This window comes from Weissella paramesenteroides, assembly GCF_051903945.1.
GTDB classification, from domain to species: domain Bacteria; phylum Bacillota; class Bacilli; order Lactobacillales; family Lactobacillaceae; genus Weissella; species Weissella paramesenteroides_A.
The window spans coordinates 704663-728333 of the sequence record NZ_CP192268.1 but is presented as its reverse complement, the minus strand read 5'-3'; the positions used below and the strand labels follow the sequence as shown (position 1 = coordinate 728333).

Genomic DNA, 23671 nt, shown 5'->3' with positions numbered 1-23671 from the left:
TGTAGTCATGCTACACTTCACTATTTGACATTTATTATAATGCTTACCAAATTGTAAATTTCAATTTGCTGTGCTTTACAAATCAAACTGATTAAAAATGAATGATATATGGTGCACATCTAACTTTTATAATCATTTGTACAATTTGTTCGCATCAATCATAGATGAAAAATTATTGCAGATAATAATTTACCCATGATATCGATAATGAAACTATCTAATAAAAAAATATATCTGCAAGTTTACTTCTCATACACTTTACTGAGATCAAACTAAAATTTATTATATTATGTAAATAAATACAATAGAAAACACTTGCCGTACTAATAACTACAACATGCTATACAATTAGTTTAAGTAACAAAAGATGTATAAATAATAATGGATTCAAATAATCAACTCAAAAATTATTATTTATCATGGACAACCACTAGTATAATTTTCATTAATTGATCGACTTTGTAGTTCTAGTTCGGTTAAACTCTAATGCCTAACAGAATTGTATCCGGTGTCCTTGAATATGTATCACCATTAAATATTAAAGACACACCAGTCCTACTTAGATCTCCTTTATACTTTTAAACTTAGCTCCCCTATTATAGAGTTTTATGATTAGAAGAGTATTTTATCTATTCGTAAATATTTTGAACAAATCAAGACAATGATCGGTCCGACTAGCCCCATAAACATGCCAAATATAATTTGAATTAATAAATTATCTACACCTAATTTTAGAAGTAGGATTCTTGAACCCGAAGCAAATATTAAATGTAATAAATATATAACAATTGAATTTCGCCCGATGTATAAAATTATGGAACTATTAAGATACCTTGAAATACTAATTATGAACACAATTCCACTTAACGCGGCGAAAAACGATATCAAATTACTTATCACAAATGAAACAGGGATATAGAAATATAATAGATTTACCACTATAAATACTAATAAACTTATTAATGGATTAATTTTATTAATCCATTCCCCTAACTTCAACATTTGTGTACCTAAAATAAAAAAGATAAAGTGGTAGAATATCCGCCACAATTCCCAATATTTAAAGAGTGGTGAAACTAAAAATAATACCATACCAATTAAAAGTATCCATTTAAAAGATAGTTTCAACCCATTAATTAATACATAATACAAAATAAAAACAAAAAATAAATCGTATAAAAACCAAAACTGCGCGTATGGTGTAATTGGTAACTTTAGAGCATTTATCAATCCCTGTCCGTTATTAGTACTACTCGAAAATACTTGCATAATTCCAGCCTGGATAAATCCCCAAAGGATATACGGAATAAGCAATGTTTTAATTTTTTGCCAAACTGCCTTTTGTGGCGACCTTGTTACCCATTTAATAGCAAAAATACCACTTAAAAAAAAGAACAAAGGCATATGGGTTGTATACACAAAACTATGTTGTAACTCATAATTTAATGAATCACCCCATAACCCAGCATCATGTACTCCTAAGATAACATGACCATATACTACCAAAACTATTCCTATTGCCTTTGCTATGTCAATCCATTCAATTCGTTTTCTCATAAACTAATTACCTCTCATATTACATAAATACGTTACATAAACAAAAACAAATTATATTTTCCAGATTGTACAACATTATTAATTAAATCATAAAATAAATACTATAACAATTATTTATAAGGTAAAATTACGTTTAAATTGAAACATAAAGATCAGTAAAACCCGATTTAGTACGAACTAGCGTAGAATATAGCTTGTCTAAATCATACAGGATACAAATCGAATCATCATACTGGATTATTATAAACTCGCATACTGCATTTGATCACGTGCACGTAGAAGAATTTTTTTCAAGAATGTCTGCCAATTCTAAAAATTTTATTAGTTGTACAAATGCGTCTAAACTATGTCTAGAGAAATTCATTGACGTACTACAATTAAATAGCAAGTGAGACGGCTCATGAATCTATTATCGATGGCCATTATTAAGTAATGACAACAAAATCATTCTGCAATGAATCAAGTCATCACGAATTGTAAAAAGAACCTATAAAGTATTTTAATACCCTCTTACATACCCCATCAGATGGTCGCACAGTATATGGTTATGATAATCTACACAATTACTTTTTTAGAATTCGATTGCAACTATTCAACTAACATCGAATTCAAGCAAATTTCATGAATCCATTAACACAAAAACAGGTGGTGAATACGACAAACTAAGTCAGATTCATCACCTGTTTTCACAAACACTTTTAATTGATTTTCAATTTGTACACTTTAATTATAAAATTAAAGAAGTAGAAACAGATATCATCATATCTTTTCCTGCTTCTAATGTTAATATGTTTGACAAACGGCCACAATTTAGGAGACATAAAGGGCTACTAAACTCCCATTTAGCAGCCCTTCACATTAGTTATTTATTAAACACAATAAACCATTAAATAACTATTTTGATGAGTAATTTATCAAGAAACCAGTACCGTCTAAGTATATCATAAATAAAATTAGAAATCTTATTAATTATAATTTTCTCTGAAAAGGAAATGCTAATGTCCCCTTAGTTAGCAACTAAAAATGTCTGCTTTTGTACAATAGATTTAAGACTAATTGTAGAGGGCGGATAAAATGAAAAGATTTGAACTAATAAAACATGAACAACAAGCCTATTAAGCCATTCAAGAAGTTGCCACAGGTTGAATGATGTCAGCTGTAGCTCTGCCATAAAATTAAATAAGTCGCAATGTCACAGTCATTGTCTAATAGCTAAATATAGGTGAACACTAAATTAGTCACGCCAAACCCTAAGGAACTATTTCGTCATGAAATCCGCATTAAAAAGAGCAATCATAAAATTATAGAACAATATAAATAAAAATATTATCGCTTTGTACTCTCATTAACCAATTAATCCACTAAATGTAATAGCTCTTTCGTCTTATCCCAAAGTTACTCTTGTAAAGTTAAATCATTTACTTGTGGATTAAACTTTTTTGCTTTTTCTCGTTTATTATAATATGCGCCTGATTCCCAGGTTTCGCCTGGTGTACCTTCGATAAAGAAACGAAGAGTATCACCACCTGCTTCGGCACTTTGTAAAATCACCTTATTCAGCACCGTATGGTAAATACGATACATCCAGCTTTTTTTATCATTCGCAAAATTTGTACGAATCATACCTGGGTGGAAAGAAACCGCAGATAATCCATTTTTATGGTAACGACGGTCTAGCTCGTTAGCAAATAAAATATTTTCTAATTTGGCATCCCCATAAGCCTTGGTTGCTTCATATTTTTTATGACTATTGTTCAAATCATTTAAATTAATATGTCCAAATAATTGATGCGCAATACTTGAAGTATTAATGACAACTGCTTGTTTTGGATTAAAGTTTGGTAGCAACAGTTGCGTGAGTAAAAATGGCGCCAGATAATCCACCTGCAACGTTCTTTCAAAACCATCGTTCGTTAATTCATATGACCCAAACAATCCACCAGCATTATTGACCAAAATATCAATTTTTTGCTCACCTAATGTTGTTTGCAAAGCCACTGCTAGATGACGAACTTGATCTAATTGCGAAAAATCTGCAATAAAATAAGGTGCATTGACTTCATTAGCAATCTTGGCGGTCTTTGCTTTATTACGGCCAACCAAGTAAAGATTATACTCATCTTGATTTAATCCACGAACTGCTGCTGCCCCGATACCATCAGAAGCTCCTGTAATAATAACGTTTTTCTTTGTCATATACTCACCAATCCTTTCGAATCACAGTGCGTTTGATTGTCTTTTTTGTCACCAAAAATGGTTTGTAATCTGCCTGATCTAATACCATTAAAGTATATGTTGCTTGATCCACATCACACACAAGATAATTCACATCTGAACGCAATTCTCTTTCAGCACTTATTTTGATAGTCTTACTAACCGTAAAAATATCATTCAAACCTAACTGGCGACGCTTCTGATGACGAATCAAATGTCTTGCAAAAAATCCAATCGTCCATAATGTGCCACCAATAAATGCTGACTGTCCAAATTGATGGGTTATTTTTATTTTAGTCTTACGATCATCTTTCTGCATAATTCCCCCTCAGTTAATTTGAGTATACCATAAATCAAGTTTGCCTAGTTAAAATTCATAAATGTATCCTTTATTTTAAAACAAAAAACAACCTTCTTATATAGTAGAAAGTTGTTAATTATCATGCGAAACTCAAAATTTAATTTTTATGGAGAGATTAGTATTTTAATTTTTAATTCGCAAATATTCTTGATGATAGTCTTTTGCACGTTTTGTAACACTGTCAAAATCACCGACTGCTGCTGCACCAGTCAAATCGCTTCCTGCGCCAACGGCTACAACGCCTAAATCAAACCATTCATGCATATTATCTAAATTTACACCACCTGTTGGCATAACATTAACAAATGGTAAGGGTGCTTTAATAGCTTTAACAAAGTCTTTACCAACTGAGCTACCAGGGAAGACTTTGACAACATCAGCACCATAACGTAAAGCAGACTTAATCTCATTAATTGTCATACATCCTGGTAAATAAGGAATTTGATATTCATTGCAAATGAAAGCTGTTTCACGGTCAAATGCTGGACTAACAATAAACTTTGCACCAGCCATAATTGCAACTCTAGCAGTAATCGCATCAAGCACTGTGCCAGCACCGACAATTACTTCTGAATCATTCGCAAACTCTTCGTTTAGTTGCTTAATCAATTCATCTGCTGAAGGTGCCGTAAATGTTAATTCAATTGCTTTTATGCCACCCTTTATACAAGCTATTGCTGTTTTATAGGCAATTTCTTTCGATTCTCCACGTACCACTGATACAACACCAGCAGCCCCCAAACGTGATAATGTATCAACTTTTTGCATGTTTATACGCCCCTCAATTCTGTTATTCCATATTACTATGAGTTGCTTTAGCTGAATCGTTAGAAATATGGTCTCGACGGCTAATCATTAAGCAAAGGACGTCTAATGTAATATGAACACTTTGATCAAATAACGTACTCAATAACTGAATTGATTTGACACCGTCTCCTGTTTTTGTCGCACCAGGTACAACAATCGTTGCATCCCCGATTTGTCCCAATGGCGAATGCTGATCGCTGGTTACTGAAATTAAAGCTGCGCCTGTTTCCTTAGCTTTCTTACTTGGATTCAGAACACTCCCTGTTTTTCCGGAACCTGAAACCGAAACCAATACATCACCTGCTTGAATCGAAGGCGTAATTGTCTCACCAATCACAAAGACAGTGTATCCAATATGCATCAGTCGCATTGCAAAGCCCTTTGCCATTAATCCTGAGCGTCCAGCACCTAAAATAAAGATACGCTTATTCTTATCAATCAACTTTTCAGCCTGTTCTAGTTGACTTTCATCAACTAGGGACATAACTTCATTTACTTCACTGACGATTTCTTTAATTAATGTCATTTGATTGCCTCCATGAACTTTTGTGCCGCACTAACTGGATCGGATGTGCCTGAAATCTTACCACCAACAATGATAATATCCGCAATACCTTGATCAGCAATTTTCTTAGCCTGATCGATATCAATACCACCAGCAACAGCTAAACGTGAAATTTGTGGATGCTGATCATTAAACTGTTTAATTGTATCCACTGCATCAAATGATTCAACAGAATCCTTAGAATGATGTAGCCCAAAAATGGCATTTGGTAATTCTGGCATGCTATTTAATCTATCATCATTAATCTCCATTAAATCAACAAAAATATCTTTTTTCACATCTTGAGCAATTTGATAGGTTTGATTTAATGTGCCATTTGATGAACTACCCATAACTGTTAAAATATCAGCTGAAGTTTCAAACCCTTTTTTAAACTCGTATTCTCCTTCATCAATTGTTTTTAAATCGATCAGCAGTTCCGACTTTTCAAGTTGAAAATCCATTTGCTTAAGTGCTTCTAACCCATAATCTTTTACGATAGAAGTTCCTAATTCAATAATGTCTACTTTGCCATCTAAACTATGGGCAATATCTACTGCTCTATCTAGCGGCACCCTATCAATTGCTACTTGTAATTTCATTATTCTTCAGATACTCCTTCTTTAATATAAAATTCTTTCAATTCCACTGGTGTTGGGTAACCATCATTATCACCAAGCGTCTGTACTTGTAACGCACCAACTGCATTACCACGTAATACTGCAGCCTTTAATGACTTACCTTCCATCAATGCCGTAATCACACCTAATGCAAAGCCATCACCTGCACCAACTGTATCAACTACTTTTTCAACCTTAAAGCCATTAACTGTATAACTCTCACCATCTTGAGTTTTCACATAGGCACCTGCTGGGCCAATCTTAACAATTACTGTCTTTGTCCGCTCACCCTTCAAGTAGAAATCAGCAATCTTTTCAGGATCATCTGAACCCATCAAAATCTTACCTTCTTCCATTCCAGGTAAGACGATGTCCGCCATACCAGCTAATTCATTAATTGTAGAAATCATTTTTTCCTTTGATGACCATAACGTTGGTCGTAGATTAGGATCAAATGTCGTTAAAATGTTATTATCAATTAGACGACTGAATAATTTACGGAATGTATTTTCAGCAATATCTGAAATTGCTGGAAAAATCCCTGACATATGTGCGATTTTCACATCAGATAAATCAACCTGATCAATCACTTCTTCAGTCAAATGACATGCTGCAGAATCCTTACGATAATTAAACGTTGCTGGATCACCATGGGTTACTAATTGCTTTAATTGATGACCCGTAAAATGGTCAGAATCTTCAGAAATATAGGTTGTACCAACATTATGACTTAAAATGGTCTTCTTCACAAATTGTCCAAATGGATCGGCACCCACCTGTGAAATATACTCAGAACTATGTCCTAGACGTGAGACACCAATTGCCACGTTTAGTTCCGCACCACCCATAATCTTATGAAAATTAATCGCATCAGCTAATGAAATATCTGCATCCTTTGAAGCAAACGTCACTAATGGTTCACCAATTGTAATAAATTCACTCATCTTTTTTCCCTCTTTTTACGTTATTTAGCCAAAGAATACATATACAAGTACTTCATTGACGATTGAAACTAACCACATCACTGGAACACCATACTTGAGGAAGTCTTTTGACTTCACCTTCATATAATCTAATCCCCAAACATTCCATGATTGAGTAATATCTGTTGAAACGGCCATCAAAGTTGGTACGTATAGCAATGGTAGTAAGAATGCATCATTGAATAATCCTGTACCAGACAAAACAGCTGCTGTTGCTGCTCCAGCTCCCCAAACATGCAATGGACCCCGGAACAAAGCTAATGGTGCTAACACACCAAGTGCAATTGCCAAAATCAAATGACTGTGTGGCAAGATAGCATTGAATATTGGCTCAAAGTGGTGTGCATTCAACGTTGCGGCACCACTGAACATAATCAAAGCCATTAAGAAGATAATCAAACCTGAAATATCGCTAATTGCTTGTGCGACAGTACTATTAATGAAATTCACAGTTTCCTTGTAGCTCTTCATCTTACCAGTCAAAAGCATGGCAACAATGACAGAAAGTACAAGTGATGGAATAGCATCCCAACTGAATAACATATTCATGGCAACTGGAATAATTGGGACGATGTATGCAATATATGGTACTTTCTTAACATCTTGACCATCTTCACTAAATTTTGCCCCGATAATTTCCAAGTTTTCTTCTGCACTTTGTGGCTTAAATTTCTTGCGCATCAAGATCAAGAAAATTATGACAATAGCCAATTGAATTAATGTTGCAGTCCAGCCAAATTGTAAGTACTTACCACCATAAACTGCATGTGGGAAGAATGCTTTGATTTGATTGAATAGCACAACATTGACATACATTGGGGAACCAATTGCCAATGAAAAAGCTGTTAAAGCAATTTCACGTGGAACACCAACGGACAAAAGAATTGGTAGCAAGATAACACCAATTGCGATAACTGAACCGACACCATATGCGCTAACAAAAATGAATGCCGTTACAATAATAACTAGAATCGCAGCAATCAAGGGTTTCTTTTTCCCTACCTTATTAGTAGCTTCAGATATAGCTGGCGCAATACCACTATCAACCAAAACTCGTCCAAACCATGAACCGAACACGATATAAATAATAGTTGGTCCATAATTCAATGCTGGTTCAGCAAAAACTTTTTGTATTGCGGTACTGAAAGGCACCATACCAATTACTGACCATAGAATAGCCATAACAAAGAATCCAATAACTAAGTTTCCACCTTTAAGAATGTAGAAAATAAAAACTGCAAATGAAATTAATAGTAATATTGAGATGATCGTCGAACTCATATTAATCACCTATCTCAACTTTCAATAAACTAATTTGTTGCTTAATTTGCTCATCAGTATCCATTGGATACTCCAATGCAAATGACACATCATGTGGCAAATGTGTTAGGATTTCACGCCAGTCATAAACACCTTCATCCAGATCATCTGATGTACTCAATTCACCATCAACATTAATCGTGTTCTTCAAGTGGATATAATTTGTTGACTCGCGTAAAGCATCGGCACTTGCAATTGCATCTCCATGTGTAAATGCCCAATTACCAAGGTCGTACACATAACCGATTCCTGAATATCCTGCTTGATGTGCTGCTTCTAAAAATGTTTTAATTGGGGCAACTTTTCCACTTAAGATTGTCTGATCATTTTCAACATTCATTTCAATTTGATCCAACGGGAATTCACTGAATGCTTCCTGCAAATCACCATCAAACTTGTCAAAATGACCAGTATTGAACTTAATTTTAGAAATACCTAGAATTTCACCTTCCTTAAAATAATCCATTAACTTTGAATTAACCGAGCCATCTTCAGAGAAGACAACGTCAGGTACACTGTAATTTACAATTAAGCCCGCCTTTTTTGCGCTTTGTCCAACTTGTGCAAGTTCTTTGTCAAGATCCTTAAAATATTCACGACGAACTTCAATACCATCAGCTCCTAATGCCTTGACACGTTCCACGAGTTGTGTCTGACTAACACCTTGCTTAACGTCTTTTTCAAAAATCCATGTATTCAAAATTACTGTCATGATAACCCCCATTATCTGTCTTTATTAAAAATTTATTCCCAATCCTCGTTTAACACCAAAAAGTCAATTTATTACGCCATAAATGCACCCTTTCTTTTTGGTTTAACGTTTTCCTTACATCCATTATGTTAAACGTTACACCTTTATTTTGCAAGCGCTTTCTATTGCCTTAAAGTAAGTGTTTTTAGGTGATATATTTAAAATATATTTATTTTTGGTGTAACGTTACCCTAAAAGCAAGTATCTATCCAGAAGCCACAAAAATTTATGTAGTTATTTTCAATACTTTTAAACATTCAAAAAATTATATTTTTTTGTTTTTTTATATTGGTGCTAATTGTGATATCTTTATATCATTACAATATCTTTTTACCCTGTTTTATAATTGGTTTATAATTATGGCTAACAAGGTTAACGGAGGAAACTATGGTCGACGAAAAAAAGAAAAGAAAAGCTAACATGAAAGATGTCGCTCATCTGGCCGGCGTTTCTACAACTACTGTTTCACGATTTTTAAATGGTAATTTAAATAAAATGTCTGACGACACTGCAAATACGATTAAAAATGCAATTGAAAAACTTCATTACATCCCTAATGCTGCTGCCAGGCAAATGGTTACTAATTCAAGTAAATTAGTTGCCGTTTTAGTCTCTAATATTGACGATTACTTCTCTACTGAATTATTTAAAGGTGCTAGTTCCTTTTTAGAATCAAAGGGTTATATGGCAGTGCTCTTTGATAGTAATGCTAGTATAGAAAAAGAACGTGAAATCATTAAGACAACCAGTACATACAACTTTGATGGTATTATTTTTCAACCAAATGCTAGCGATATGTCACATATCTTTTCGGAGGTTAACACAGATACGCCCATCGTAATTGTTGACCGTAATATTGATACATCAATTTGGCCGCAAGTCTTAACAGATAATTATGAAAGCGCAAAAAGTGCCGCACTCTTATTCAAAAATGATGGTTACTCACGTGTCATTGTCTTAACCTCTCCAATTGACAGTATTTCAACGAGACGTGATCGTTTCTTGGGAATTCAATCAGTCATTCCTAATATTGAAATTGTTGAAATTCCTGAAGAAAACTACAATAAAAAGAAAATTTATAATCATATCAAAGAGTTGCTGACCGACAGTCATGAAAAAACTCTAATCTTTTCACTAAAGGAACGATGGTTTCTAGAGTTCGTATCTTTACTAACATTTGATGGATTGATTGATAATGATCGCATCGCTGTGACTGGTTTTGCGGACACAAATACGGCACATGCCATTAATCCACATTCAAAACTAATCACCCAAAATCCCTTTTTAATGGGCAGTATTTCGGCGGAATTAATGTTGAAGCAGTTAAATAAAGAACCGATAGAAACTCAAAAAGTTGTCGTCCCTGCAAAAATTTTATACAATGACGATTCGAATAAATGAAAAAGCACTACTTTCAAATTCACAAGATTTGAAAGTAGTGCTTTTTATAATCATCGATTGATTAAAATTTATATTTTATTCACTGCCCATTGGGGACTTTCACCATTTAATACTTTAATAACCTCATTAGCTGCGTCTACAGCCATGTTTTCCATTGCATTTTTTGTATTTGATGCAATATGCGGTGTCAATAGAACGTTTTCTAATTGATAAAATTCACTGTTTAGAGGTAATGGTTCTTCATTAAAGACATCCAATGCCGCACCAGCAATTTTTTTCTCTCTCAATGCTTCAAGTAATTCATCTTGATTTACTAAGGCACCTCTTCCCAAATTGATTAACAAAGCAGTATCTTTCATCAGTTCAAATTCTCTAGATCCAATCCCAGCTTTATTGTCTTCTGTCACCGCCATATGCAACGTTAGGATATCAGACTGACTGAAAATATCTTCCCGATTAACTAGTGATCCAATATTAGTTGTTTTAACAAATGGATCATAAATCAAAATTTTCATATCAAACACATTAGCCAATTTAGCAACTTGTTTACCAATACGTCCAAATCCCATAATCCCTAAAGTTTTTCCCGCAAGATTAAAGCCACGATGACTATTTTTATAGTCAAAATTCCCCTTACGCATTTCATTAGATGTGGCCGTCAAGTTTTTTGATAAATCTAACCCGGATTATTCATGCACTAAATTTTTAACCACAGCTAAATCAGTAAAATACGATAAATCACCTTGAAACTGCCGGTACCCTGGCACAGTTTCAGGGTGTTTTTTTCGATTGAGCGTTTTTTGAGAAAAATGGGCACACTAAAACCAGCCAGATTTTGCTATTTTTTTGAAAATATAATTCGTTGTTTTATTGCCACAAAGCATTTAGTCGTTCCCAAGCTCGCCAGAACAGACCATCGAATTGTTCTTGGTTGTGGCTATCTAACGTCAAGATCACCTTGCGGGCGTGCTTAGTGACACGTCCACCGATTTTTAACAAACGGTCTCGAAAGGTGTTGATTGTCCACGATTGTTGCTGGTCGTCCAACGCAATACTCTTCATCAACCGCATCAAGTTTGATGCAATCACTGAGATCCACATGCGCGCTTTGTTGGCGAAAAATGAACTGCTATCAGTTTTGCCGAAGGCAAATCCACCTTTAAGCTCGCGAATAATATCTTCAATCGCCGCACGCTTGCGGTAAACACGGACGATGTCTTTTTGTGGAAGACTTAGGTTAGTGACGATGAACTGTGTACCGCCATGTTCATCATTTAAAACGATAACACGACGTGCTTTGTCCCATGAGGCGGCTTGATACTCAAATTCATCGGTCGTCAACTGACCTTCAATCATCAAAAGATTGTCGAAATTAACATATCGTCCATCAAGTGCCATACGCTTCAATCGAGGATTTGACTTCAATCGGATGGTATAAAAAATATTGTTGCCTTCTAATGTTTCCATCAAGTCTGGCGTGGCGAAGCCACTGTCACCACGCAAAATAATTGTCTGATGTTGAGCGGATAGACTAGTTGACAGATACCCTTGCACAAATTCAGTTGCACCATTACCGGTATAGGTATTGCCACTTCGCAACGATACCTGACGCACGGTTCCAGTTAAAGCATCGGTCATGATAAGCGGATGGTAACCGACGTTCAAGTAGTGATAATTAAAACCAATTTTTTCTTGATGACCAAAGGTCTCAAAGTAGGTTGAATCCAAATCTAGCACCAGTTCAGTGTTGGCTGATCTTTCATCAATTAAAGAGACAATACGACGATTTAATTCTTGTAGCTCATCAATGTCTTCGTTCGTGAGATGTGATAGAAATCTGGAAATAGTTGGTTGAGATGCCATGTTTTGCGCATAAACAAGTCGATGTTCGATATCTTGGGTCAAGTAATCTGCAACGTCGTCGTTGCGATAACCTTCGATAACTTGAATGAGCATTTGCAATAATAATTCTACCTTAGCATAGCGTGGACTTTTGCGATTATCGTTGAATTCAACGTTATTAAAGAGCCTGGAAACTACAGGTGAATTCAGAAACATACTAAGCAGCACGTTGCCACCATCCGAGGTAATTGGTGCCCCATTGTCTGAAACTGCAACTAAAGGGTTGCTAGGTAATACTTTTTGAGTCATAATTTTAGACGCTCCAATTTTTGAGTATTTGGTTTGTTTTTCACTAACAAAATATCATAAAAAAGAGCTCCTATGGTTTTCACCCAACGGGTGAAAGCGCAAAACCCGTTGAAACGGTATTAACTTGCTGTTTCAGCGGGTCTTTGTTTGTCTTGATGAATAATCCGGGTCTAATATTTCTGCAAAAGTTGTTTCAGCCACTGTAGAAGCATTTGCATTCGGTGTAATAGTTACATAGACACCATTTTTACCCCAAAAATCATCATCAACATTATCGTAACCTACACCATGACGCGCAATTATTTTTAGATTAGGCATTTTAGTAATATCAAAATTTTCAAAAGGTTCAGTCATTAAAATTATGGCTGATGCCTCAGGTGCTGTCTTAATCACTGATGATGCAGATAAATCTTCTAGCTCAACTAAATTAAAACCAGCATGCAACAAGGTATCCTTACCCTTTTGAGACAAATTTTTAGGAATTACGACATTTTTCTTCATTACACTAACCTCTTTTCTTATCTTAATAAGTAACCACCATCAACTGGCAGAGTCACACCCGTGATGTAATTAGAAGCTGGACTTGCTAAAAACACAATTGCACCCATTAATTCAGATGGATCTGCCCAATGTCCAGCCGGAATATGACTTAATATTTCCTTATTTCTTTCATTGTCTTCCTGTAAGACTTTTGTCATAGGTGTATCAATATAACCTGGTGCTAAAGCATTCACTTGAATATTTTCTGATGCTAAGGCATCCGCATATGCTTTGGTTAATCCCATAACACCATGTTTGCTTGCTGTATAAGGAAAAATAAATTTTCCAGCACGATATGACTGCATTGATCCAATATTAATGATTTTTCCACTACCTGATTTAGCCATCACTAATGCTGCTTCATGCGCTAAATGATAGGCTGCTGTTAAATTGATATCGATTACTTCCTGCCAATCTTCATCCTTAAACTCATGCCACTTATTTCTAATTTGAATACCAGCATTATTTATTAATATGTCTAATTGTCCAAATTTTTCTATGGTTGCGGCAACAATATCTTTTGCCGCATTTTTTGCAGTCACATCGCGACTAATAAAACCGACTTCAGACCCATTCTTTTGAGCAAACTCTTCTAATTCACTGATTCCCTTCTCACTAATGCTAGCAACCATAACCTTTGCACCAGATTTAATTAATGCTTTACTATAATATTGTCCAAGACCAGATGCACCTCCCGTAATAATTGCAACTTTGCCATCTAATCTAAAAAAATCTGTATTGAATTGATCAACCAAGCTCATATGAAATTCCCCCTGTTTAACTTAATTTTTCCGACACAATCTGACTAATTTACATCAACTCTGCCGTTATTTTATACGTTTATCATTTTAGGGTAAGCGCTTACCCTAATAGTACCACAAATTAAAAAACTGCCAAGTAAATTTAGCAGTTTTTTGAGATTAAAATTCAGCTTTGACAATGGTTGTTTCCATGATGTTTTCTGATTTGCTTTTCAATAAATCAAGTATTAATTCACCAGCAGTAGCGCCCATTTTAAAAGGATTTTGTCTAACCAACCGTAACTCTGAATTAATGTCAAAAATAATATCTGACTCCGCAAAGCCAGTTAGCATTAACTTTTTATTCACTTCCGGCTTTGTCAGCAAAGATGCTAAGCGTAAAACTAAACGCTCTTTCAAGGCAAATACTAGTATTTTCTTGTTTTTATCTATTTTATCAATCAGACTTGTTATTAATTTATCGCCAATTTTCTCTTTGATATCTACTTCAACAGTAATTGCATCAGGGTAAACATCCTTGATTGCAGTTACTCGCGCTTGTCTGGTAGAGACCGTTCCAACTGGCTCTGTAACGATAACAACTTGTTGGTAACCCTTTTTAAGGTAATAATTGCTAGCAGTTTTAGCTATATCATAATTATCACTAATAACGTTTGGCCAGACAGAGTGATCTAATGATCGATCAACAGTCAAAATAGGAATTTTTCTTTTAATATGCTTTTGAATCACCTGCGCATCAGTATTCAAAGGTTGTATAACTAATGCATCAAAATTTTGTTGATCAATTTTTTCAATGACATCAAGTTCTTGCTGCTTATCATCATTGGCATCAAATAATACGGGCGTATACCCTTCTGTAATTGCAATTGCACCAATTCCTTTAAACAATTCAGAAGAAAAATAGTCATCAATATTTGCCACAACTACAGCAATCATTTTAGAACTTTTTGTCATTAATTGACGTGCCGCAGCATTTGGTACATATCCCATTTCATCAATAATTGTTTGAATTTTACTTGCAGTTCTAGCAGACATTCGATTCAGTTGCCCGTTTAGAAACCTTGAAACTGTTGCAATGGATACTCCTGCTGCTAGCGCCACATCGTTTATACTAACTGTTTTATTTTTATTGGTCATGTATCAATTACCACCATTGTTTAAATCCAATATATTTTAAGTTAAATGTTAATTATATTATGGTAAATCATGCAATTTTCTCTATCCATCACAACTTTTTAAACATAAATAACTTCGTCAAGTCAGCATCATAACTCAACTTCGAAAATGCAATCAACTGTCCCGCACTTAAGTATGTTTCATCGTAAACACTTAATACTGGTGATGCCTCATCCTTTTGAAAGAACGTTGCCATGTCGGCAGTCATTAAACCTGCTGTAATAGTTGAATCTTGAAAACCTAATTTTAGATCATCATCGTTTTCTATAAAATTAAATAGCGATCCATATAAAGCCTGTTCTGGTATTTCTTTGACATGTTCGCATAAATAGTATGATTGTTCATACAAAAATGGTTCATCATTGGCGTATCGTAAACGTTGTACTTCCCATAATGGTGTTTTTACATCAATCGTTGAATTGATTGGCAAAAATCCTGCTTCTGCTGCCGTTGTTTGTGCTAAGTTTGCAAATTTTGTGGTTAACTGACGGCCTTGTCGGGCAACTTCATCAGTCATGCCAACGATATTTTGCATTGAGATTGCTTGTCGATCCAACCGTGCCCGAACAAACGTGCCAATACCATGAGCTTGAAAAGTATACCCCATGCGACTCAATTTCTGTAATGCTTGTCTTAGTGTATACCGTGTAACCTGGTAACGTGCCATTAACTCTGGCTCAGGTGGTAATTTATTCGCAGCATCACCAATCGTATGTTGTTGAATTTCTGCAATCATTTTTTTAACTAGTGCATCAATAGCTAATGAACTTTCTCTTTGTGCCATAATATGCCCCTTTAACTCACGATTACTTCTTTTACAATGTTTTGTTTATTCCTTTAAAATATATCCCTAATACCTTTATTATGCCTGAATTTACGGCAAAACAAAAGACTTGTTAATCCACAGAACAACCATCTAATCATTGTGCTATTAACAAGTCTTTTCTCGTACTATTTTAGTTCAAATTATCACCGTTTGATAAAATAACTTGGTTAAACCACGTAAACGAATCTTTTTTCATTCGTTTTAGGGTACCCTCACCTGCGTCATTTTTATCAACGTAAATCATGCCATATCGTTTATCCATTTGACCAGTTCCTGCTGAAACTAAATCAATAAAGCCCCATGGCGTATAGCCCATTAAGTTCACACCATCAATATTGATTGCTTTAGCCATTTGTTCAATATGTTCGCGTAAATAATCTATTCGATAATTATCATGAATTTGTCCATTTTCAACCTTATCAAATGCCCCCAATCCATTTTCAACAACAAATAGTGGCAAATCATATCGTTCAGTTAACCAATTCAAAATATAGCGTAAACCAACTGGATCAATCATCCATCCCCAATCCGATGCTGGTAACGTTGGATTAGGAATTTCTGTGTGCTCATCACGGGTCGTAAAATCATCAGCTTCTGTTACAACAGCTTGTACCACATGTGATGCATAATAAGAAAACCCAATATAATCAACCGTACCGGCCATTAAAATATCCTCATCTGCCAATGTGATATCCAGATCATAATGCTTACGTTCAAAGTACTTCTTTAACCAAGCAGGATACTTTCCTTTGCACTGAACATCTGCATACCATGTATTGACTTGCATTGACCGTTGCGCCTTCATCACATCACGTGGATCTGGACTGGCCGCATAAGCAGGACCCAAAGCAAACATTGCCCCAATTTCAAACTTTGGATTGATTGCGTGCCCAATTTGTACAGCTAATGCACTTGCAACCACCTCATAGTGACTTGCTTGATACATGCTTCGTTCAATATCTTCACCAGGTTCCGCAACTAATCCGGAATTGGTAAACAGTGCCCAATCATTTAACATAGCTGACTGATTATTGATTTCATTAAACGTCATCCAATACTTTACCTTGTCCTGATAACGTTCAAAAACTACCTTGGCAAACTTGGTAAAGAAATCAATCATCTTGCGATTACGCCAACCACCATACTCCGTCACCAAATGATATGGCATTTCAAAATGGGATAACGTAATAACCGGTTCAATGTCATATTTTAGTAGTTCATCAAACAAATCGTCATAGAATTTTAAACCTGCTTCATTCGGTTCATCCTCGTCACCATTTGGAAAAATACGCGTCCACGCGATACTCGTACGAAAAGCCTTCAACCCCAATTCAGCAAATAACTTCACATCATCTTTATAATGATGATAAAAATCAATGGCTTCGTGATTTGGATAATTTTCTCCTGGTAAAACACCATCCGTGATTCGGCGAGCGGTTTGATTATCACCTGATGTCATCACGTCCGCTAAACTAATGCCTTTACCGTCCGCTTGCCAACCACCTTCAAATTGATGAGCAGCAACAGCGCCGCCCCATAAAAAATCTTTTGGAAAAGTGCTCATTAATTCATACCCCCAATTGTTTATGCTGCCGTAGCCGTTTGTTCATCACGAGCTAATTTACCGTCATAGAATTTGATAAATGGATACCAAATCAAGAAAGCAACTAACGCACAAACAACACCTAGTACAGCTGCTCGCCAGTCACCACCAGAACCAATGAATCCTGATAGTCCACCTGGTGTTGGCCAGGCAACTTGCGCAATTGGTGGATTAACCATATGCAATTTAATCGCAAAGTAAGCAACCGACATTGATGCCATTGGCGCCAAGAAGAATGGAATCGCTGTGTATGGATTGTACACGACTGGCATACCAAACAAAATTGGTTCATTAATATTAAAGAACGCTGGCACAATTGCTGCCTTACCCAATGCCCCGAGTTGCGCCGACTTGGCAAAGAAAGCAATAAAGATGACCATTCCCAGAGTAGCTCCTGACCCACCGATCGTCACGAATGAATTATTAAACTCACCAGCAAATGGTAAGTTGGCACCCGTTTGATTGGCAGCCATGTTTGACAAAACAATTGGCGTCAAAAATGACGTCACAATAGTCGCACCATGAATACCAACGATCCATAAGGCGTGCATAATAAAGTAAATCACAAGTAATCCAACCCAAGTATTTGTTAGGTTGGTAACGAATCCAAAAGGTACTGCAATGACTTTGAAAATATCAGTATTCAAGAATACCAAGGCACCGTTGATCACAATGACTGTTAAGGCAATCAAGGCAGTTGGAATCAAAGCCATAAATGAATTGATTACCCCAGCTGGTACGGTTTCAGGCATTTTGATTGTCCAATTTTTCTTCACACAGTAAGTATAAATCTTCACAGCTAAGATACCCATGATAATGGCAGTAAAGATGCCAGTCGTTCCTAAACGAGTGACTCCACCGCCCATTTGCCAACCATCAATAATTTTTTGATCTTTAGTAACAATGTTGACCAAACTCATCGCACCGTCTTTAAACAGTAATTCAGGTACGCACATGAAAAATGCCATCATTGATAATAAGGCCCCACTCAATGGGTTAACATTGACTTTTTCCTCTTGTGCTTGAATTCTAGTATATTCGTAACCAAAAACCAAACAGAAGTAAAGGGCCAAAATTCCCATGGTTGCTGTATTCGCAATCATATACAAACTGGTAATTTTATCGAAAGAAGCTGCCCAAATACCTGCTAACGATGGAAAACTTTGTGGAATAACACTTACGATCAAAAACATCGATCCCACAATCGTGAATGGTATGGATGCCATACCAGAAGCCATTACGCCTCGTACAATGCGAAACTGTGCTAACTTACCCATGGGTCCCATGAGATGCTTACTTAAGAACTGGAATAGCTTGTTATCAGTATTGTCCATAATTTGCTCTCTTTTCTATTATTGTAAACTGGCTTTAAACTCATTTAAACGTTGTAAATAGCGGTCTTGATCATGGGTAATCAACCATGCCTGTCGTTGTACGAAAACACAAAAAATAATGCCAATTCCCAAGGCAATTAGAATGGCCATCTGACTTTGATCATTAATAAATGGATAGAAAGGCTGACTCGCTTTCATCAAAGTTGCGCTAATTAAAACAATATTACATGCTAATTGTGCCCAATAACCAACTCTGGTAATCACTAATGAATGATCAGGCCGCCAATATTTACGGGTTTGCTCAATACTAATTGCAATGTCAATTAAGAATAATATTGCTGGTAATAACCAATACCAACCCGGTGCCCCAAATAGTAAAATTGTCCAATATAAATTGGCAAAGAAAAAACCGGCTGTAACGTATCGAAATAACAAAAATCGATTAAAGGCCATACTTTTGATACTTAATGCCTGCTTTTGTTTTTGCCGTTGCTGTTGTCCTTCTGACATATATGCCCCCCTATAAAATATCGTCATCAACGTGTCCCTGTCACATGATGAACTGACGCCTATCCTATTAGGATTAAAATGAACTAACCATTTGTGTCATAAAGTTCCTCCTTACTTTTTACTCATTCGAATGACTTAATTATAGCATTGAACTATATAAAAAGAAAGCGCTTTCTTTTTATAAACAAAAAAGCAAACCAGGTATTTTACCAATGGTTTGCTTTTTGATACTGGCTAATAAATGTCACTGTCAGTATTTTCAATTAATTTAAATTTTGTCCACGGTTGAATAAAGTCTAACAAAAACAACTCATCTGCACTGATGTGACCGACCCGATTTTTCCGTTGATCCTGATGTGGGGTCAGTACAATTTGTAATTCATTTTTATAGACGCCAAATTCATCATTGCCAATCACAATATCACCGCGTTGAAATGCTTGTTCATTATCATGAGGTAGATTATCGACCGTTTGATAGTCGACTCGTGGCATGGTTGAACGAATTACTGTTGCATTGATATCACCGCGTCTAAAATGTTGCGGTACGGTCACAATTGTTTTTTCAATAGCATTAATTAGTTCCTCAAAGTCAACCCTTAGTACCAACTGATAACGGTTTACCTGACTCAAAGCTGCTAGTTCGGCTTCGCTCGCATAAGCATTGCCAATAATCACATCATCAATCAAACCGGTGCTAAATAAATGTTTAGCCTGCACATCAATTGGCAAATAACGATCCATTTCTAGCGTTGGTAAACCATCATTGACATCCCAAGGCCCAATTTTACCAATTTGGCTAGAAACAAAGGCAGCAGTATGGATACCCAGCTGTTTAAAGCGCTGACTGCAAGCAATAAAATAGTCATAAGGTAGGCCAGTTCCCTTTTGTGGATAAAAATTATGACAACCATAGATATATGGCTCATTTGCTTGGTAACTCAAAATATTATTCAAATAATCCACATCATTGCTGGCATTCAATTCAATAATTAAGTTATATGGATTATACGATAGCATCGCCTCGGTCGCACCATCAAAAGACTGATCCAATCTGATTCCTGCAACACCTAATTCGTTAAAGAATGATAAATCAGCATATGAAATTCCTAATTGATCAAAAATCCGTGGTGCTACATCAATAATCGTCTCATAACCTAAGTCATTAGCATAAGCCACAATTTGTTGATATTTTTGCTTAGTTTTTGCGATCGAACCGGTCACCTCTAGCATACTCATAAAAATACGTGTGAAACCATACTTTTTACCAAGCGCTAAATACTGCTTATCTTTTTCAAAATCACTATGATCTGGATAAATTGATAAGCCAAGTTGTCGTTTTGTCATCGTTATCCCCCCTCAATAAAAAATGCAGGTCAAAAATTATCTTAGACTCTTTTTGACCCACATATTCTTGTTTCAATACTTATTAAGCAACTTCATCTTTTTCTTCTGCCAAATGGCTACGATCCATGCTCTTGAAGAAGGCATAGTAGATCAAACCGTCTATCACAATGTTAACCAATTGCAGAACTGCCCCAGACAAATGACCAGTTGCCAAGTAACCTGAAATAATTGGTGGTGTCGTCCAAGGAACCATCACACCCATCGTCTTAGCAACGATACCCGTACTCATTGCCGTGTAAGTTGTAATAACATTGGCCATTGGTGCCAAAATAAATGGCAATAGCAACTTGTAATTCATAACAACTGGCATACCGAAGATGATTGGCTCATTAACATTAAATAATGCCGGACCAACAACAAGCTTTCCAAGGGTCTTAAATTCCTTACTCTTTGAGAGGAAGGCAAGCATAAATGCCAAACCAATGGTTGCACCAGATCCACCCATGTGAACGAAGTTATCATAGAATTGTTGCGTCACAATGTTAGGTAATGCCTTACCTGCTTGCATAGCGTTGGCGTTTTGTGTCATGGCACCAAGCCAGATTGGCATCATGACACCACTAACCGTATTCGCACCATGAATTCCAAAGAACCATAATAGACAGATAAACAACTCAACGATAATTGCACCTGGCAATGAATTGTTCAAATGACTCAAAGGCTCTTGCAATACGAAGTTAATAATATTTGGAATACTCTTCATTGGTGAAGCTTCGACTGCCATACGAATGATCCACATAAGTATCAAAGCCAAAGCACCAGGGAATAGTGAGGCAAATGAATTGCTGACTGCTGGTGGTACTGTAGATGGCATCTTAATTGTCAAATTCTTATGAACCAACCAGACATACAAATCAGTAATAAACAAACCAACTAAAATAGCAATAAATAATCCTGAAGAATCTAATTGTTGTAGTGGCACCCACATTGCACCAGCTTTATCAACTCTTAGCGGAATAGTTAAAATAAATGCCCCAATGGCAACCACCATTGCTGAAAAGGCATCTACTTTATAACTCTTGGCCAGGTTATATGATATACCTGCGACCGCTACTAATCCCATGATATGGAACGAGGCGTTCGTTGGATATTGCACAACCGTGGCCCAGTTTGACCCAAACGTGTGGGCCATAAAATCTTGGTACCCTTGAATTGGGAACTGTGCAACAATCATGAAGACAGAACCAATAATAATCATTGGTACGGCAGCCGTCATACCATCACGCAAAGCAACTAAATGTCGTGATCCCGACAATCTTTGAAAAAATGGAATTATTTTCTCATTTAATACATTACTTGCCATAATTCTTTCCTCTTATTTTAAATATATTTACTTTATATACCTAATTAATCTAACGATTCTAATGTGGCACCATTAGTTGCAATCACTCGTTGATACCACTTAAATGAGTCTTTGTAATACCGTTCACCAGTACCCTGACCCATATCATCTAAATCAACATAAATAAACCCGTAACGTTTCAACATCTCACCTGTCGATGCAGAAACTAAATCAATACCTGACCAAGGTAAGTAACCAATCAATGGCACCCCATCTAAGACAGCTGCTTGTTCCATTGCTTGGATATGCCCTTGGAAATACGTAATCCGATAATCGTCATGAATTTGATGATCCTCAGTTAATTTATCATAAGCACCAAAACCATTTTCAACAATAAACAATGGTTTGTGCCAACGATCCCACATCCAATTCATCGCCCAGCGCATACCAACCGGATCAATCTGCCAGCCCCAATCAGACTTCTTTAAGAATGGATTGTCACCATGATTGCCCTCTTCATTGTATTCAAGCCACTCATCGCCAGTATCAGAAACTGTCCATGACATGTAGTAAGAAAATGCAACGTAATCCACTGTATTCTCTGCCAAGATTTTTTCATCTGCGGCAGTAATATCAATATTGAAGCCCTTATGTTGCCAGAAATTCTTTAGCCAATTTGGATAGACGCCGTTGGCATGTACATCACCCCAATAATATCGTGTTTGCATGGCACGTTGCGCTTCGAGGATGTCCTCTGGTTTTGATGAAGCTGGATACACCGGATTCATAGCAATCATGCAGCCAACCTGAATGTCCGTGCCCAACTCTTGAGCAATCTCATGTGCGTGCTTTGTCACCAAAGCGGAAGCCACTAGTTCATAATGGGATGCCTGATACATAAGTTCTTGTGCTTCACCAGGTCGATAATCCTTTAACCCTGAATTTTGTAGTAAGTGATGGGGATTCATCCACTCAGTTTGATTATTGATTTCATTGAATGTCATCCAATATTTCACACGGTCACCATAACGGCGAATTACTGTGTCAGCAAACTTTACAAATAAATCAATCACTTCACGGTTGCGGAAACCACCATAGGCATTGACTAAATGCAATGGCATTTCAAAGTGGCTTAATGTAATTACTGGCTCAATCCCATTTTTGTGCATTTCATCGATCATGCGATCATAAAATGCTAAGCCCGCTTCATTGGGTTCTGCCTCGTCACCATTTGGAAAAATACGAGTCCAGGCAATTGATGTGCGGAAAGCTTTTAGTCCCAGTTCTTTCATTCTTTTGAAGTCTTCTGGAAAAGTATGATAAAAATCAATCCCGCGATGATTTGGATAATTACCATCTGGTAAAACCGTATCGGTCACTTCACGACGGACACCGCTTTTTCCTGCTAACATCACATCGGCAATTGAAACACCCTTGCCGTCAACATTCCAGGCACCTTCTAATTGGTGAGCCGCGACAGCAGATCCCCATAAAAAGTCGTCTGGCATTTGATAACCTTTGACCAT

At 36.3% G+C, this 23671-nt stretch carries 21 protein-coding genes and 1 pseudogene; 1 reads left to right on the top strand and 21 read right to left on the bottom strand.

The genetic code is table 11. The features are described from left to right. Positions 1-612 precede the first annotated feature (612 nt). The 9 genes from ACQ4QH_RS03420 to ACQ4QH_RS03380 form a co-directional block, all read right to left on the bottom strand. A complete protein-coding gene (locus ACQ4QH_RS03420) occupies positions 613-1557 on the bottom strand; it encodes an acyltransferase family protein (protein ID WP_436585555.1) in 945 nt (314 codons plus the stop codon). Between the two features lie 1395 nt (positions 1558-2952). Beyond that, complete coding sequence (locus ACQ4QH_RS03415) at positions 2953-3753, bottom strand: SDR family NAD(P)-dependent oxidoreductase (protein ID WP_439819284.1); 801 nt, start codon at positions 3751-3753, stop codon at positions 2953-2955. A 4-nt stretch (positions 3754-3757) separates the two neighbouring features. After that, positions 3758-4090 carry a hypothetical protein gene (locus ACQ4QH_RS03410; protein WP_436582104.1) on the bottom strand — a complete coding sequence of 111 codons (333 nt, stop codon included), beginning with the start codon at positions 4088-4090 and terminating at the stop codon, positions 3758-3760. A gap of 165 nt (positions 4091-4255) precedes the next feature. Further along, on the bottom strand, positions 4256-4900 hold the full coding sequence (locus ACQ4QH_RS03405; protein WP_439819283.1) for a bifunctional 4-hydroxy-2-oxoglutarate aldolase/2-dehydro-3-deoxy-phosphogluconate aldolase: 645 nt from the start codon (positions 4898-4900) through the stop codon (positions 4256-4258). Positions 4901-4922: 22 nt separating this feature from the next. After that, positions 4923-5465, bottom strand: coding sequence for a 6-phospho-3-hexuloisomerase (hxlB, locus tag ACQ4QH_RS03400; RefSeq protein WP_150176995.1), 543 nt, complete (start codon positions 5463-5465; stop codon positions 4923-4925). Next, on the bottom strand, positions 5462-6085 hold the full coding sequence (locus tag ACQ4QH_RS03395) for an orotidine 5'-phosphate decarboxylase / HUMPS family protein (protein WP_436585549.1): 624 nt from the start codon (positions 6083-6085) through the stop codon (positions 5462-5464). The genes hxlB and ACQ4QH_RS03395 overlap by 4 nt, the downstream gene beginning before the upstream one ends. After that, on the bottom strand, positions 6085-7047 hold the full coding sequence (locus ACQ4QH_RS03390) for a sugar kinase (protein ID WP_436585547.1): 963 nt from the start codon (positions 7045-7047) through the stop codon (positions 6085-6087). Before ACQ4QH_RS03390 ends, ACQ4QH_RS03395 begins: the two co-directional genes overlap by 1 nt. A 24-nt stretch (positions 7048-7071) precedes the next feature. Then, on the bottom strand, positions 7072-8367 hold the full coding sequence (locus ACQ4QH_RS03385; protein WP_439819282.1) for an SLC13 family permease: 1296 nt from the start codon (positions 8365-8367) through the stop codon (positions 7072-7074). A 1-nt stretch (position 8368) separates the two neighbouring features. Beyond that, positions 8369-9118: a sugar phosphate isomerase/epimerase family protein gene (locus ACQ4QH_RS03380; protein ID WP_436585544.1), complete on the bottom strand. Its 750-nt coding sequence runs from the start codon at positions 9116-9118 to the stop codon at positions 8369-8371. A 426-nt stretch (positions 9119-9544) separates the two neighbouring features. Here ACQ4QH_RS03380 and ACQ4QH_RS03375 point away from each other — a divergent pair, with 426 nt between their 5' ends. Continuing rightward, positions 9545-10558: a LacI family DNA-binding transcriptional regulator gene (locus ACQ4QH_RS03375; protein ID WP_150221907.1), complete on the top strand. Its 1014-nt coding sequence runs from the start codon at positions 9545-9547 to the stop codon at positions 10556-10558. A gap of 68 nt (positions 10559-10626) precedes the next feature. Here the strand turns inward: ACQ4QH_RS03375 and ACQ4QH_RS03370 are convergent. The 12 genes and pseudogenes from ACQ4QH_RS03370 to ACQ4QH_RS03315 form a co-directional block, all read right to left on the bottom strand. Next, positions 10627-11238 (bottom strand): annotated as a pseudogene (locus ACQ4QH_RS03370) (NAD(P)-dependent oxidoreductase); the annotation flags it as partial. 187 nt (positions 11239-11425) lie between these two features. After that, the gene (locus ACQ4QH_RS03365; RefSeq protein WP_439819281.1) at positions 11426-12709 is read right to left on the bottom strand and encodes an IS1380 family transposase; all 1284 of its coding nucleotides are present in this window, start codon (positions 12707-12709) and stop codon (positions 11426-11428) included. Positions 12710-12841: 132 nt separating this feature from the next. Beyond that, positions 12842-13210, bottom strand: a complete 369-nt coding sequence (locus ACQ4QH_RS03360) for a hypothetical protein (protein WP_439819280.1) — start codon at positions 13208-13210, stop codon at positions 12842-12844. Positions 13211-13227: 17 nt separating this feature from the next. Further along, positions 13228-14010: a glucose 1-dehydrogenase gene (locus tag ACQ4QH_RS03355; RefSeq protein ID WP_436585540.1), complete on the bottom strand. Its 783-nt coding sequence runs from the start codon at positions 14008-14010 to the stop codon at positions 13228-13230. 159 nt (positions 14011-14169) lie between these two features. Beyond that, positions 14170-15147 (bottom strand): LacI family DNA-binding transcriptional regulator, encoded by a 978-nt coding sequence (locus ACQ4QH_RS03350; protein WP_436585538.1) that lies wholly within the window; start codon positions 15145-15147, stop codon positions 14170-14172. Between the two features lie 88 nt (positions 15148-15235). Then, entirely contained in the window at positions 15236-15970 is a 735-nt protein-coding gene (locus tag ACQ4QH_RS03345; RefSeq protein ID WP_439819279.1) for a GntR family transcriptional regulator, read from the bottom strand. Between the two features lie 172 nt (positions 15971-16142). Continuing rightward, complete coding sequence (locus ACQ4QH_RS03340; RefSeq protein ID WP_439819278.1) at positions 16143-17576, bottom strand: 6-phospho-beta-glucosidase; 1434 nt, start codon at positions 17574-17576, stop codon at positions 16143-16145. Between the two features lie 20 nt (positions 17577-17596). Continuing rightward, positions 17597-18949, bottom strand: coding sequence for a PTS cellobiose transporter subunit IIC (celB, locus tag ACQ4QH_RS03335; protein WP_439819277.1), 1353 nt, complete (start codon positions 18947-18949; stop codon positions 17597-17599). Between the two features lie 18 nt (positions 18950-18967). Continuing rightward, positions 18968-19459 carry a hypothetical protein gene (locus tag ACQ4QH_RS03330; protein WP_439819276.1) on the bottom strand — a complete coding sequence of 164 codons (492 nt, stop codon included), beginning with the start codon at positions 19457-19459 and terminating at the stop codon, positions 18968-18970. Positions 19460-19693: 234 nt separating this feature from the next. Next, positions 19694-20803, bottom strand: a complete 1110-nt coding sequence (locus ACQ4QH_RS03325; RefSeq protein WP_439819275.1) for a DUF871 domain-containing protein — start codon at positions 20801-20803, stop codon at positions 19694-19696. Positions 20804-20885: 82 nt separating this feature from the next. Beyond that, positions 20886-22166: a PTS cellobiose transporter subunit IIC gene (gene celB, locus ACQ4QH_RS03320; RefSeq protein ID WP_150176978.1), complete on the bottom strand. Its 1281-nt coding sequence runs from the start codon at positions 22164-22166 to the stop codon at positions 20886-20888. Positions 22167-22210: 44 nt separating this feature from the next. Then, entirely contained in the window at positions 22211-23671 is a 1461-nt protein-coding gene (locus tag ACQ4QH_RS03315; protein ID WP_436585526.1) for a 6-phospho-beta-glucosidase, read from the bottom strand.